This window comes from Pseudomonas sp. NFACC24-1, from assembly GCF_900115235.1.
Classification (GTDB): domain Bacteria; phylum Pseudomonadota; class Gammaproteobacteria; order Pseudomonadales; family Pseudomonadaceae; genus Aquipseudomonas; species Aquipseudomonas fluorescens_AA.
Map to the genome: position 1 here is coordinate 127,468 of NZ_FOVS01000013.1, position 13,905 is coordinate 141,372.

Sequence of the window (13,905 nt, forward strand, 5' to 3'; positions counted from 1 at the left end):
GCCTTCGGGGCTGCGGCGTTTTTTTGTATTTGGGGGGATGGCCGCCTTCGGCGGATCGCGAGCAAGCTCGCTCCCACACTGTGCTCGGTGATGCCTTCAACATCCCGGCCACCGCCATCCCCTGTGGGAGCGAGCTTGCTCGCGATGGGGCCCTTTCAGTCAACACTCATCAGTGCCTGTCCCACCGCCCCCCCCCTGTGAGAGCAAGGCAGCCGGGAAGACAACACCGGACCCGACTCGTACAATGCCCGGCAGCCCCGCAGGAGAGCTTCATGACACGCATCGCCACACCCCGCAAACCCCGCGCACGCAGCCAGGCCCGGATCGACACCATCCTGGATGCCGCCCGTACGCTGCTTGCCGCCGAAGGCGTGGCCAGCCTGTCGATCTACAGCGTCGCCGAGCGCGCCGGGATCCCGCCCTCTTCCGTGTACCACTTCTTCGCCAGCGTCCCGGCCCTGCTCGAAGCCCTGACTGCCGATGTCCACGCCGCTTTTCGCGCGGGCCTGCAAGCACCGATCGATCATGCGGCGCTGAACCATTGGCACGACCTGTCACGGCTGGTGGAACAGCGCATGCTCGCCATCTACAACCAGGACGCCGCCGCGCGCCAGTTGATCCTGGCCCAGCACGGCCTGACCGAAGTTACCCAGGCCGACCGCCAACACGACCTTGAGCTGAGTGACTTGATGCACAAGGTGTTCGACCACCATTTCGCCCTGCCGCCCCTGCCCGGCGACGTCGATGTGTTCGCCCTGGCCATGGAACTGGGCGACCGCGTCTACGCCCGCTCGATACAGCAGCACGGCCAGATCACCCCGCGCATGGCCGAAGAAGGCATGCGGGTGTTCGATGCGTACCTGGGGCTGTACCTGCCGCCGTATTTGCCCAAGCGTTCTGATTGATCGTTCCCACGCTCCGCGTGGGAATGCAGCCAGGGACGCTCCGCGTCCCCAAGAGCCGAACGCGGAGCGTCCGTAGAGCCGTTACCACGCAGAGCGTGGGAACGATCAAAGCGTATTCACAGGCCACCAGAAAACCGAAAAGCCCCGAAAGGCTTACGCCGTCCGGGGCTGTGGGTGAACCATCGCTCACAACTTGGCGATAGACACTTCGGTGGATTTCACGAAGGCGATCACTTCGCTGCCAATGGCCAGCTCCAGCTCCTTGACCGAGCGGGTGGTGATGACCGAGGTGACGATGCCGGAGGCGGTTTGCACGTCGATTTCCGACAGCACGTCGCCTTCGACGATTTCCTTGATGGTGCCTTTGAACTGGTTGCGTACGTTGATGGCTTTGATAGTCATGGTGTTGATTCCTGTCTGGATGAAATTACTGAGCCCACCGCAACTGCGTGGGCAAGGGTGAAACGGGTTCGGGGTCCGGCGGTTGGCCGGGCAAGGACAACACACGGTTGAGGACTTCGGTTTCCAGGCTCGCCAGGCGATGAGAGCCGCGAGCCCGTGGACGCGGCAGGTCGATGGCCAGGTCGAGGCCGATCTGGCCGTCCTCGATCAGGATCACCCGATCGGCAATCGCCACCGCTTCGCTGACGTCGTGGGTCACCAGCAACACCGTGAAGCCGTGCTGCCGCCAGAGGTTTCCGATCAGTTGCTGCATCTCGATACGGGTCAGGGCGTCCAGCGCTCCCAAGGGTTCGTCGAGCAGCAACAGCCGCGGCTGATGAATCAATGCGCGGGCCAGGGCCACCCGTTGTTTCTGGCCGCCGGACAGCGCCGCCGGCCACTCATGGGCGCGGTCGGCCAGGCCCACCGCCTCCAGTGCCTGCAACGCTTGCGGGCGCCAATTGCCCTTGAGGCCGAGGCCGACGTTATCGATGATTTTTTTCCAGGGCAGCAAACGTGCCTCCTGGAACATCAGCCGCGTGTCTTCCCGTGCATCGTTCAACGACGCCGAACCGGCCAACAGTTGGCCGCCGGTGGGCTGATCGAGGCCAGCCAACAAACGCAGCAAGGTACTTTTGCCGCAGCCGCTGCGACCGACCACGGCCACGAACTGCCCGGCCGGGATATGCAGGTCGATGTCGCGCAATACCTGGCGCGTGCCGAAAGCTTTTTGCAGCTTGCGCACCGCCAGCGGGATGCCACGCAGCAGACGCGGAGGTTGTTGAGCGGTCATGCCACACCGCCCTTGTTCACCTGGTACGCCGGGTGCCAGCGCAGCCAGACCCGCTCAAGCCCGCGAGCGGCCAGGTCGGCCAATTTGCCCAGCACGGCGTACAGGAGAATTGCCAGCACCACCACATCGGTCTGCAGGAACTCCCGGGCATTCATCGCCAGGTAACCGATGCCGGAGCTGGCCGAGATGGTTTCCGCCACGATCAGCGTCAGCCACATGAAACCCAGGGCAAAGCGCACGCCCACCAGGATCGAAGGCAAGGCCCCCGGCAGGATCACCTGGCGAAACAGGCTGAAGCCGGACAGGCCGTAGCTGCGGGACATCTCCACCAGCGCCGGGTCGACGTTGCGAATCCCGTGGTAGGTGTTGAGGTAGATGGGAAACAGCGTGCCCAAGGCCACCAGGAAAATCTTCGCCGACTCGTCGATGCCGAACCACAGGATCACCAGCGGAATCAGCGCCAGGTGCGGGACGTTCCTGACCATTTGCACGGAGCTGTCCAGCAGGCGTTCGCCCCATTTCGACAAACCGGTGATGAAGCCCAGGGCCAGGCCGATGCCGCCGCCGATCAGGAAACCGACCGCTGCGCGCCAACCGCTGATCGCCAGGTGCGTCCAGATCTCGCCGCTGCGCACCAGGCTGACCCCGGCTTCGATCACCGCCACTGGTGCCGGCAGGATCCGCGTGGACAACCAGCCAGCCGACACCGACAGTTGCCAGACCGCCAGCAACAACAGCGGCACCGCCCAGGGCGCGAGGTTGTGGATAATTTTCTTCATGGCCGCCTCAGCTCTGGGACGCGGCTTTGGGCAGGATGTCGTTGGCGACCATTTCACCGAACGGGCTCACATAACCCTGGCTTTTCGGCAGCTCAGGGCGCTCCACGTCCAGGTGCGGGAACAACAGTTCCGCCACGCGATAGGACTCTTCCAGGTGTGGATAACCGGAGAAGATAAAGGTGTCGATGCCCAGGTCGGCGTATTCCTTGACCCGTGCCGCCACGGTCGGGCCATCGCCCACCAGCGCCGTACCGGCACCGCCGCGTACCAGGCCGACACCGGCCCAGAGGTTGGGGCTGACTTCCAGCTTGTCGCGACGGCCACCGTGCAGGGCGGCCATGCGTTGCTGGCCCACCGAATCGAAGCGCGCCAGGGAGGCCTGGGCACGGGCGATGGTGTCGTCGTCCAGGTGGGAGATCAGCCGGTCGGCCGCCTGCCAGGCTTCGGCGTTGGTTTCCCGCACGATCACATGCAGGCGAATACCGAAGCGCACGGTACGGCCCAGCTTCGCCGCCTTGGCCCGTACCTGGGCGATTTTTTCCGCCACGGCCGCAGGCGGCTCACCCCAGGTCAGCACCATTTCCACTTGCTCGGCCGCCAGGTCCTGGGCGGCTTCCGACGAGCCGCCGAAATACAGCGGCGGACGCGGTTGCTGGATCGGCGGATAGAGCAGCTTGGCGCCCTTCACACTGATGTGCTCGCCGTCGTAATCCACGGTCTCGCCTTCCAGCACCCGGCGCCAGATGCGGGTGAATTCCACCGAGGCCTGGTAGCGTTGCTCGTGGTCGAGGAACAGGCCATCGCCGGCCAGTTCGTCCGGGTCACCGCCGGTCACCAGGTTGAACAACGCCCGCCCGCCGGACAACCGGTCGAGGGTCGCGGCCTGACGCGCCGCCACCGTCGGGGAAATGATCCCGGGACGCAGGGCCACCAGGAATTTCAGGCGCTGGGTCACGGGAATCAACGAAGCGGCCACCAGCCAGGAGTCCTCGCAAGAACGCCCGGTGGGGATCAGCACGCCGCCGAAACCCAGTCGATCCGCGGCTTGGGCGACCTGCTGCAGGTAACCGTGATCGACGGCGCGGGCGCCTTCGGCAGTGCCAAGGTAATGGCCGTCGCCGTGGGTAGGCAGGAACCAGAAAATATTGAGGCTCATGGAGTGGTCTCCTAAAGGAATCGAATTACTGCGCGGTCGCAACGGCCGCCGGCGGCGTCCAGATCACGTCCTTGATGCTCAAGGGCTTGGGAATCAATTTGAGCTGGTAGAAGCTGTCGGCGATTTTCTGTTGTGCCGCCACCACTTCCGGCGTGAGGAACAGCGCCCCGTAGCCTTGGCGTTTCACCGACGTCAGGGTGATGTCCGCCGGCAGGCCGAGCAGCGGAGAAACCTGCTTGGTCACGTCTTCAGGATTGGCCTTGGACCACTCCCCCACTGCGCGTACCTCTTCCACCAGGGCAGTAATGACCTGGGGATTCTTTTGCGCATAGGGTTTGGTGGCGAGGTAGAACTGGTGGTTATCGACGATACCTTTGCCGTCACGCAGGGTGCGTGCCTGCAATTGCTGTTCGGCGGCAGCCTGGTACGGGTCCCAGATCACCCAGGCGTCCACGCTGCCCCGTTCGAACGCGGCACGGGCGTCGGCCGGCGGCAGGAACACGGTCTGGATATCGGAATACTTGAGGCCGGCGTCTTCCAGCGCCCGCACCAGCAGGTAGTGGACGTTGGAGCCTTTGTTCAGCACGACTTTCTTGCCTTTGAGGTCTTGCACCGACTGGATGGGCGACCCCTTGGGCACGAGGATGGCTTCGCTGGTGGGCGCCGGTGGCTCATAAGCGACGTAGAGCAGATCGGCACCCGCGGCCTGGGCAAACACCGGCGGGGTTTCACCGGTCACGCCAAAGTCGATGGAGCCGACGTTCAAGCCTTCCAGCAGTTGCGGGCCGCCGGGGAATTCGGTCCATTGCACGTCCACGCCTTGGGCAGCCAGGCGTTTCTCCAACGAGCCCTTGGCCTTGAGCAGCACCAGGGTGCCGTATTTCTGATAACCGATCCGCAAGGTCTCGGCTTGAGCTTGAGCGATGACGCCGAGGGACACAGCCGCAGCAAACAGAGCGACCAGCCCGCGACGCAAAATGACAGTGCGCATGGCGCCTCTCCTTTTTGCTGTGGGGTTTTGGCTGCACCTGCTGGGCCGTTGGCGGCTGAGTAAGGTGAGTTGAATCAGGGTGTTCGGGGTTTAAATGCTCCAGCGAGCACTCAGCAAACGTTCGTTCAGTACATTGGGGTCCAGCGGCCTGGGCCGACGGGCCATGGCACTGAAAAACTGTTCCAGCGCCTCGTCCAGGCGCTGTTGCAGGGCCGGCGTCAATTGCGCCTGGACGCTGCCTTCGCCGTAAGCGATCTGGCTGTCTTCGGCAAAAATCCCGTGGAGCATTTCCTGGGCCTTGAGCGCCGACAACACCGGCTTGAGGGCGTAGTCCACCGCCAGCATGTGGGCGATGCTGCCGCCGGTTGCCATCGGCAACACCACTTTATGGGCCAGGGCGCGCTCAGGCAGCAGGTCCAGCACAGTCTTCAGCGCGCCGGAAAAAGACGCCTTGTACACCGGCGTGGCGATCAACAGGCCATCGGCGTTTTCGATCTGCTGGAGCAGGTCGACCACCTTCGGGCTGTCGAAACGGGCATGGAGCAGATCTTCGGCCGGGAAGTCGCGTATCTGATAACTCACCACTTCCACACCTTGCTGCTGCAACCAGCGTTGCGAACGTTCCAGCAGCACCCCTGAGCGGGAGCGTTGGCTGGGACTGCCACCGAGTGAGACGACCAACATGCCTACCCTTCCTTAACTGTCACGTGCGATTCGCGGCGGGCGATCTCGCTGCATGGGTCAAACCATAACAGGGGATTAATATATCTTTAAATCATATTTATTCATTTGGTTATGCAATTTAGACATATTTAATATCCTTTCCTTGGCGCAATAAAAAAGGCCGTCGAAACGGCCAAAACCCTTGGTGCACAGGTACTGATCGTTCCCACGCTCTGCGTGGGAATGCAGCCAGGGACGCTCTGCGTCCCAAAAGCCGAACGCGGAGCGTCCGTTGAGGCGTTCCCACGCAGAGCGTGGGAACGATCATCAGATCAGGTTCAGGTGTTGCCTCAGCGATTGGGCTGCGGGGTGAGGCGCAGGTAAGGCTTCACGGCGCGGTAACCCTTGGGAAAGCGCTGCTTGAGCTCCTCTTCATCCTTGAGCGACGGCACGATCACCACTTCATCACCGTCCTGCCAGTTGGCCGGGGTGGCGACTTTGTAGTTGTCGGTCAGCTGCAGGGAATCGATCACCCGCAGGATCTCGTTGAAATTGCGCCCGGTGCTGGCCGGGTAGGTGATGGTCAGGCGAATCTTCTTGTTCGGGTCGATCACGAACAGTGAGCGCACGGTCAAGGTGTCGCTGGCGTTGGGGTGGATCAGGTCGTACAGGTCCGAGACCTTGCGATCGGCATCGGCCAGGATCGGAAAATTGACCACGGCGTTCTGGGTCTCGTTGATGTCCTCGATCCACTTGTGGTGCGAGTCCACCGGGTCCACCGAGAGGGCAATGGCCTTGACCCCGCGCTGGGCGAACTCGTCCTTGAGCTTGGCGGTGAGGCCCAACTCGGTGGTGCATACCGGTGTGAAGTCCGCCGGGTGGGAAAACAGCACACCCCAGCTGTCGCCGAGCCATTCATGGAAGCGAATCTTGCCGGCGCTGGAATCCTGCTCGAAGTCGGGGGCGATGTCGCCGAGTCTGAGGCTCATGGTGCGGCTCCTGATGAGGTTGTCGTGAGCCCAACTTTGCACCGGTTTCGATTGTTTTAAAAAGAATAAATATCCATTTATCTAGATCATTAGCGAATATAAAAAACTGTTCACTGGCGCCATTCCGCCTATCGGCCCAAGATCGCCATCGAGGTTCGAGAAGGCCTCGAGTTGCTGAAAGAGGAGAAGTTTCGAGGACGGCTACAGGGGTGGGCCTGACTCGAAAAACGTAAAGCCCCGCCCGGCGTGATGCCGGGCGGGGCTTTTTTTGTTTTGTACCCACACTACGGAAATTATTGACGCGATTTCAGGACGAGCGGCTAGGATAGGCAACATGAACACTCAAGCCTTGTTGACTCATCTGCAAAACCAACTCCCTGGTCTGCTGGCGGTTTACCTGTTTGGTAGCCATGCACAGGGCACCGCCGGGCCTGACAGTGATGTCGATTTGGCTGTGCTCTTGTCCGGCGAGGTTGACCCTGTGGCGTTATGGCAGCTTTCAGGGGATTTGGCGGATATCGCTGGCAGTCCGGTGGATCTGATTGACCTACGTGCGGCAACCACCGTCATGCAATATCAGATCGTGACCCGAGGCCAGAGACTCTGGGCCAGAGACGTACAGGCGGGGTTATTCGAAAGTTTTGTTCTCAGCGAGAAAACAGCCTTCGACGAAGCTCGAGCAGGCTTGCTCAAGGATATTCAGGAAGAAGGCAGCGTGTATGGCCGATGATGTACTGATCAATAAAGCAGCGAGTATCGAGCGTTGCGTCGCCAGGGTACGGGAGGAATATGAGAAGAATCCCGCTACGTTTGCCACCGACTTCACTCGCCAGGATTCGGCAGTTCTGAACATTCAGCGTGCATGTGAAGCGGCATTGGATATGGGCCAGCATTTGATTCGCCGTGAGCGACTGGGCGTCCCACAAAGTGCCCGGGACGTGTTCGAGTTGCTTTTTCAAGGGGGCTGGGCGGAGGAAGGCCTGGTTAAAAACCTGAAGAACATGGTTGGCTTCAGAAACATCGCCGTGCATGACTATCAAGCCCTGCAACTGCCGATCATGGTCGCGATCATTACCCAACACCTGGACGATTTCCTGGCGTTCAGTGCATTCATCCTGCGTAAAGACGCGACGCAGTCCGCACCTTAGCGGACAGCTGGCGGAGAAAATGCGCAGGTCAACACGTAAAAGCCCCGCCGGGCGCACTGCGCCGGGCGGGGCTTTTCTACTTTTCTACGTCTTACATGAAGTTGTAAGTGTAGTTGAAGATCAGGCGGGTCTGATCCTGGCTGTCGCCTGCACCGCTGCTACGGTAAGTACCCTGACGCAGGGTGGTGCCGAAGCCTTTCAATGCACCTTGCTGGATGACGTAATCCACACGCATGTCGCGTTCCCACTCGGAGTAATCGCTTCCACCAGCGGTGGCGGATTTGACGTCGTCACCACGCAGGTAGGCAACCGAAGCTTTCAGGCCTGGAACGCCTAAGGAAGCGAAGTCGTAGGAATACTGACCGAAGGTGGTATTTTCACCGGCACGGACAAATCCGTTGATCATGCTGTCGGTGAACAGGTAGAAACTCGCACCACCAGCACCTTCAGGACGGTTGTTGCCGTCAACCACGTTGCCCTGGTTCAGGTAGACAAAGCCACCGTCATCGCCGACCTGTTGGTGACCCAGCAGGAAGGCACTGCCGCCCAGGGTGTAAGTGAACATGGCGCTCCAGGTCTTGTTATCGACCTCGCCCGGGGTCTTGGCATAACCACCGTTGTTATTGAAGCGATAGCCAGCATCGCCGTTACGGCCATCCGAGCTGCTGTCGAAGTAACGCAGGTCAGTCTTGAACGACTGGCCTTCGCTGATCGGGAAGACGTGCACAGCGCCCAGGAAGTGCTGTTTGTAATAGTCTTGCAGGTTGGCGTAGTAGTACTGCAGGGTCAGGTCTTTGGTGACTTTCCAATCAGCGCCAGCGAAACGGAACTGGTTGCTTTCCTCGGTACCGCCCGCCACGGCCAGACCAGTGCTGTTGCTGGACGCACGGCCAGTGGCATGTTCCAGCTGGCCGGCGTTGAAGGTCACATTGTCGATTTCCTTGGAGGTGATGGTGCCACCTTCAAAGGTCTGTGGTAGCAGACGGCTGTCGTTGGCAACCAGGATCGGCAGGTTAGGCGCCAGGGCACCACCCAGGTGGGCCTCGGTCTTGGAGAAAAGCGCCTTCACGTTGCCGGACAAACGGCTCCAATCATGTACCGCCGAACCATCGGTATCGGCTGGCATATAGGAACCGTTGTTACGGCCCCTACCCCCATCGAGACGAATACCTACCAGCGCCTGAGCGTCGATACCGAAACCCACAACACCTTGCGTGAAGCCAGACTTGTAGTCGAACTTGAGGCCGGTGCCCGTTTCGCGCAGATCCTCGCTGCCCGTTTCATGGTTGTCGTTGTTGAAATACAACGTACGAGAACTGACAGACGCCTTGCTGTCTTCGATAAAACCGGCGGCGCCTGCCTGCTGCGCCAAAACCCCAACGGCCACAGCCAGGGCCAAGGTGGACTTGTTCATGCTTCGCTCCTCTCGTTTTCTAATTCTTGTGTGTCTTTGGTTCCGAATCGAACGCCCGGAATCCGCGGATGCGCGATTAGCGCCAGACCGTGACTGACAAGTCAATCGTAACCATTTGTGACTAAGACCATGGTCTAACCCTGCGACACCGGCCGGCAGGATAATGGATTCTCTATAAATCCAAAAAGAATTGTTTCATTAGTTTTCAGCTCGTTTCGACATAAAGGTGCCATTAAAGCGTCATCAAGTCGCGACAAGGCTTATCGGCGATATCGAGGATTACTGAATGGTGTTTTGTCGGGCTTTTGCGAGGGCCGCTCATCCTGCGGCGAAATAGGCTCCGGCGCCTCCAATGGCTTCGATCATGATCACGACGACGGCGCGCGCGGTGCGATCTTGAGCGTTCCAGACTAGCTGCTCATTGTCTGAAATCAAGATCGCGGTCGCGCAGGGTTCAGGACGGCTCTACAGGGCTTTTTCGAAGATCTTCGAATTACGTTGATAGTTGTAGAGCGAGGCCCGCGCTGCCGGCAGACGGTCGACGCTGCTGGGCTCGAAACCGCGTTCGCGGAACCAGTGGGCAGTCCGGGTCGTCAGTACGAACAGCGTCTTGAGCCCTTGGGCGCGGGCCCGGGTTTCGATTCGCTCCAGCAGTTCATCGCCCCGGCCACCGTGGCGGTATTCCGGGTTCACCGCCAGGCAGGCCAGTTCCCCAGCGTCCGAATCGGCGATCTGGTACAGCGCCGCGCAGGCGATGATCATGCCTTCGCGCTCGACCACGCTGAACTGTTCGATCTCGCGTTCCAGCACTTCACGGGAGCGACGCACCAGAATCCCCTGCTCTTCCAGCGGGCTGATCAGGTCCAGCAGGCCGCCGACGTCTTCGATGGCCGCTTCGCGCACCACCTCGAATTGCTCCTGGGCCACCAGCGTACCGCTGCCGTCGCGGGTGAACAGTTCAGCCAGCAGCGCGCCATCCTCGGCATAGCTGACGATATGGCTGCGTGCGACGCCGCCACGACAGGCCTGGGCCGCCGCATCCAGCAGCTCGGCCTGATAGTCGCTGCCCAGGCGCTGCATGTGGCCCGGAACCTGTTGCGGACGCAATTCCCGAACCAACCGTCCGTCCTCGCCGATAAGCCCTTGCTCGGCGCCGAACAGCAACAGCTTGTCGGCCGCCAGGTCGATGGCCGCCCGGGTGGCGACGTCTTCACAGGCCAGGTTGAAGATCTCTCCCGTGGGCGAATAACCCAGCGGCGACAGCAACACAATGGAGCGTTCGTCCAGCAGGCGGTTGATGCCCTTGCGATCGACCCGGCGCACTTCACCGGTGTGGTGGTAATCCACGCCTTCGAGCACGCCGATGGGACGCGCGGTGACCAGGTTGCCGCTGGCGACCCGCAGCCGCGAGCCCTGCATGGGCGAGGAGGCCATGTCCATGGACAGGCGTGCCTCGATGGCGATGCGCAACTGGCCGACCGCGTCGATCACGCACTCCAGGGTCGCCGCATCGGTGATGCGCATGCCGTGGTGGTAATGGGGCGTCAGGCCCCGTGCCGCGAGGCGGGTCTCGATCTGCGGGCGCGAGCCATGAACCAGTACCAGGCGCACACCGAGGCTGTGCAGCAGCACCAGGTCATGGACGATGTTGCCGAAATTGGGGTGTTCCACCCCGTCGCCGGGCAGCATGACGATGAAGGTGCAATCGCGGTGGGCGTTGATGTAGGGCGAAGCGTGACGAAGCCAATTGACGTATTCGGGCATGAACCTGGACCTGTAATAAATAACAGCCAAAAAAAGACGAAACAGAACGCACAACGGGCTGGTGGTTATCGTCGGAACAGGCTTGGCGACACGCGCGCTCTCCTCATGTGATGAATACGGGCCCGCAAGGGCACAATTTAACCGGCCGTGGCCGGCGTCAGGCAGTAATGGCCGATCAACTGCCGCAGCAACTGTACGGTAGGTTGCAAACGTGACATTTCAAGGTACTCGCCCGGTTGGTGGGCACAGGCGATATCGCCAGGACCGAGCACCAGGGTTTCGCAGCCAAGGCGCTGAAGATAAGGCGCTTCGGTGCCGAACGCCACTGCTTCGGCACGATGGCCGGTCAGTCGTTCGGCCACGCGGACCAACTCCGCGTCCTCGGCCTGCTCGAACGGCGGCACTTCGGGGAACAGCGGCGCATAGTCGATCTTGACCTGGTGTCGCTCGGCAATCGGCTCGAGCTTCTGCCGGATCGCCGCCCGCAGTACTTGCGGGTCCATGCCCGGCAACGGGCGCAGGTCGAATTCCATGGAGCACTGGCCGCAGATCCGGTTGGGGTTGTCGCCACCGTGGATGCAACCGAAGTTCAGGGTCGGTTGTGGCACGCTGAACTGCGGATTACGGAATTCACGCTGCCATTGCAGGCGCAGGCCACGCAGTTCGCCCATGGCATCGTGCATGGCCTCCAGGGCGCTATGGCCCAGGCGCGGATCGGACGAATGGCCGCTGCGCCCGAGAATGTCGATGCGTTCCATCATCACGCCTTTGTGCAGGCGAATCGGGCGCAGGCCAGTCGGCTCGCCGATCACCGCCGCGCGCCCCAACGGTCGACCGGCATCGGCCAGGGCCCGGGCGCCGGACATGGAGCTTTCTTCGTCACAGGTCGCGAGGATCAGCAGCGGTTGCTTGAACGGTTGGTCCAGCAGCGGCTTGACCGCTTCGATGGCCAGGGCGAAAAAACCCTTCATGTCGCAACTGCCCAGGCCCACCCAACGGCCATCGACCTCGGTGAGCTTCAAGGGATCGGTCTGCCATAACGCACCGTCGAACGGCACCGTGTCGCTGTGACCCGCCAACACCAGGCCGCCGGGACCACTGCCGAAACTGGCCAGCAAATTGAATTTGCCGGGGCTGACCTGCTGGACATCGCAGGAGAATCCCAGCTCGGTTAGCCAGCCTGCCAGCAGCTCGATCACGGCGCTGTTGGACTGGTCGAGCCCAGGTTGGGTACAACTGACCGAAGGCGTGGCGATCAGGGCAGCGAATTGATCTTTCATGGACGGCAAAGGCATCGCTGACTCCAGGCTTACAGATTGATGTCCATCATAGAACCATCCGGCGCAAGGAATAAACCGTCGCGGCGCGTAGGATGAGCGAGTCCTGTACACTGCACGGCCTTGGCAGCCACACCCTCCCCCGGCTGCGCACCCGATCCCTGGATTTTCCGGCCATGCAGAAAGAAACCGAAATCAAACTCCGCGTCAGCCGCGAGACCCTGGCAGCCTTGCGCGAGCATCCGCTGCTGAAAAAACGCAACAAGAGTGGCTGGGAACGCCACGAATTGATGAACCAGTATTTCGACACGCCAGAGCGCGACCTGGCCCGGGCCAAGGTCGCCCTGCGCCTGCGTCGCGACGGTGAAGAGGTGATCCAGACCCTCAAGACCCGCGGCCAGAGCGTCGCCGGCCTGTCCGAACGCAACGAATACGACTGGCACCTGCCCAAGGCCAAGCTCGACCTGAAGAAGCTCGACGGCGAATGCTGGCCCGAGGCCCTGGCCGAACTGGACAAGAAAACCCTCAAGGCCATCTTCACCACCGATTTCGTCCGCGAACGCGCCGAAATCGCCTGGGGCCGGGGCAAGAGCAAGGTGGTCATCGAAGCCGCCCTGGACCTGGGCCACGTCGTGGTGGGCAAGCAGAAGGAAGAAATCTGCGAACTGGAGCTGGAATTGCGCGAAGGCGAGCCCGCCGCCCTGCTGGAACTGGCCGCCGAGCTGGCCGCGACCCTGCCCTTGATGCCCTGCGACATCAGCAAGGCCGAGCGTGGCTATCGTCTGCATGACGCGGGCAGCTATGCCTTGAGCCTGCCGGCCCCGCAGTTGACCGCCGAGACGCCGCTGGATGACGCCTTTGCCGCGCTGAGCTGGCATTTGCTCGGCAGCAGCCAACGCCTGGCCGAACAATACCGTTTCAACGGCCACTGGCGCCTGCTGCAGGACTGGGTGGAAAACCTCGCCGAACTGCGCGCCCTGCTCAGCAGCCTCGGCCAGGCCGCGCCGCGCCAATCGACCCATGACCTGCGCCTGGCCCTGGACGCGTTGCTGGAAGACTGGCGTCCGCTGGTCCAGGCTGGCCTGGACGACGAAGACGTGCGCAAGGCCGCGCCGGAACAGTTCCTTGAAGAGCTGCAAGACCCGCGCTGGGGCCTGTTCTCCCTCAACACTTCACGCTGGCTGCTGGCCCGCAGCTGGGCCGCCGAGCGCAACACCCGTGGCAATCGCCAGGGCGCGGCACAACTGGGTAGCTGGCTGCCGCGTCTGCTGGGGGAAGAATCCTCGTCCCTGCAATTGCAACGCTATCAGCAGCAGCCGGAAGACCTCGCCGAGCAACTGCCGCGTATCGAACGCATCCAGGCCTGGCTGCACCACGCCCGCCATGTGCTGGAGATCCCGGAAATGGATCGCCTTTATGGCGAGCTGAACAAGCTGGCGCAACTGGCCAACCAACCCATCACCGACGAAACGCTGGATGCGCGCAAGCAGCAGGCGATTGCGGTGTACCAGAATCGGGCCTGGAAGACTTTGCTGCGGCTGTGATGCCGCCATCGCGAGCAAGCTCGCTCCCACAGGGGGTCAGC

14 protein-coding genes are annotated in these 13,905 nt (G+C 61.7%); 4 read left to right on the forward strand and 10 right to left on the reverse strand.

Translation table 11 applies throughout. From position 1 onward, the window contains the following. Positions 1-272 precede the first annotated feature (272 nt). The gene (locus BM317_RS14370; protein WP_092170591.1) at positions 273-905 is read left to right on the forward strand and encodes a TetR/AcrR family transcriptional regulator; all 633 of its coding nucleotides are present in this window, start codon (positions 273-275) and stop codon (positions 903-905) included. A 186-nt stretch (positions 906-1,091) separates the two neighbouring features. Here BM317_RS14370 and BM317_RS14375 read toward each other — a convergent pair whose 3' ends face one another. The 7 genes from BM317_RS14375 to BM317_RS14405 form a co-directional block, all read right to left on the reverse strand. Then, positions 1,092-1,307 carry a TOBE domain-containing protein gene (locus BM317_RS14375; protein ID WP_003177394.1) on the reverse strand — a complete coding sequence of 72 codons (216 nt, stop codon included), beginning with the start codon at positions 1,305-1,307 and terminating at the stop codon, positions 1,092-1,094. 25 nt (positions 1,308-1,332) lie between these two features. Next, complete coding sequence (gene ssuB, locus BM317_RS14380) at positions 1,333-2,139, reverse strand: aliphatic sulfonates ABC transporter ATP-binding protein (protein ID WP_092474731.1); 807 nt, start codon at positions 2,137-2,139, stop codon at positions 1,333-1,335. Then, positions 2,136-2,918, reverse strand: a complete 783-nt coding sequence (gene ssuC, locus BM317_RS14385; RefSeq protein ID WP_072405955.1) for an aliphatic sulfonate ABC transporter permease SsuC — start codon at positions 2,916-2,918, stop codon at positions 2,136-2,138. The genes ssuB and ssuC overlap by 4 nt, the downstream gene beginning before the upstream one ends. A 7-nt stretch (positions 2,919-2,925) precedes the next feature. Further along, entirely contained in the window at positions 2,926-4,074 is a 1,149-nt protein-coding gene (gene ssuD / locus BM317_RS14390) for an FMNH2-dependent alkanesulfonate monooxygenase (protein WP_060740150.1), read from the reverse strand. Positions 4,075-4,099: 25 nt separating this feature from the next. Further along, a complete protein-coding gene (locus BM317_RS14395) occupies positions 4,100-5,065 on the reverse strand; it encodes a sulfonate ABC transporter substrate-binding protein (protein ID WP_092170584.1) in 966 nt (321 codons plus the stop codon). Positions 5,066-5,155: 90 nt separating this feature from the next. Continuing rightward, the gene (ssuE, locus tag BM317_RS14400; RefSeq protein ID WP_092170580.1) at positions 5,156-5,749 is read right to left on the reverse strand and encodes an NADPH-dependent FMN reductase; all 594 of its coding nucleotides are present in this window, start codon (positions 5,747-5,749) and stop codon (positions 5,156-5,158) included. Positions 5,750-6,078: 329 nt separating this feature from the next. Continuing rightward, positions 6,079-6,717, reverse strand: a complete 639-nt coding sequence (locus tag BM317_RS14405) for a peroxiredoxin (protein WP_024617266.1) — start codon at positions 6,715-6,717, stop codon at positions 6,079-6,081. A gap of 334 nt (positions 6,718-7,051) precedes the next feature. On the opposite strand from BM317_RS14405, the gene BM317_RS14410 reads away from it, so the two are divergent. Then, the gene (locus BM317_RS14410) at positions 7,052-7,447 is read left to right on the forward strand and encodes a type VII toxin-antitoxin system MntA family adenylyltransferase antitoxin (RefSeq protein WP_092170576.1); all 396 of its coding nucleotides are present in this window, start codon (positions 7,052-7,054) and stop codon (positions 7,445-7,447) included. After that, positions 7,437-7,865 (forward strand): type VII toxin-antitoxin system HepT family RNase toxin, encoded by a 429-nt coding sequence (locus BM317_RS14415; protein ID WP_092170570.1) that lies wholly within the window; start codon positions 7,437-7,439, stop codon positions 7,863-7,865. Before BM317_RS14410 ends, BM317_RS14415 begins: the two co-directional genes overlap by 11 nt. Positions 7,866-7,956: 91 nt before the next feature. Here BM317_RS14415 and BM317_RS14420 read toward each other — a convergent pair whose 3' ends face one another. The 3 genes from BM317_RS14420 to argE all read right to left on the reverse strand — a co-directional run bounded on the left by BM317_RS14420 (position 7,957) and on the right by argE (position 12,338). Further along, positions 7,957-9,279, reverse strand: coding sequence for an OprD family porin (locus BM317_RS14420; RefSeq protein WP_092170566.1), 1,323 nt, complete (start codon positions 9,277-9,279; stop codon positions 7,957-7,959). A gap of 465 nt (positions 9,280-9,744) precedes the next feature. Continuing rightward, positions 9,745-11,043 (reverse strand): amino-acid N-acetyltransferase, encoded by a 1,299-nt coding sequence (gene argA, locus BM317_RS14425; RefSeq protein WP_053126389.1) that lies wholly within the window; start codon positions 11,041-11,043, stop codon positions 9,745-9,747. Positions 11,044-11,180: 137 nt separating this feature from the next. Beyond that, entirely contained in the window at positions 11,181-12,338 is a 1,158-nt protein-coding gene (gene argE, locus BM317_RS14430; protein WP_072405960.1) for an acetylornithine deacetylase, read from the reverse strand. A 158-nt stretch (positions 12,339-12,496) separates the two neighbouring features. Here argE and BM317_RS14435 point away from each other — a divergent pair, with 158 nt between their 5' ends. After that, on the forward strand, positions 12,497-13,864 hold the full coding sequence (locus BM317_RS14435; protein WP_053189063.1) for a CYTH domain-containing protein: 1,368 nt from the start codon (positions 12,497-12,499) through the stop codon (positions 13,862-13,864). The last annotated feature ends 41 nt before the right edge of the window (positions 13,865-13,905 follow it).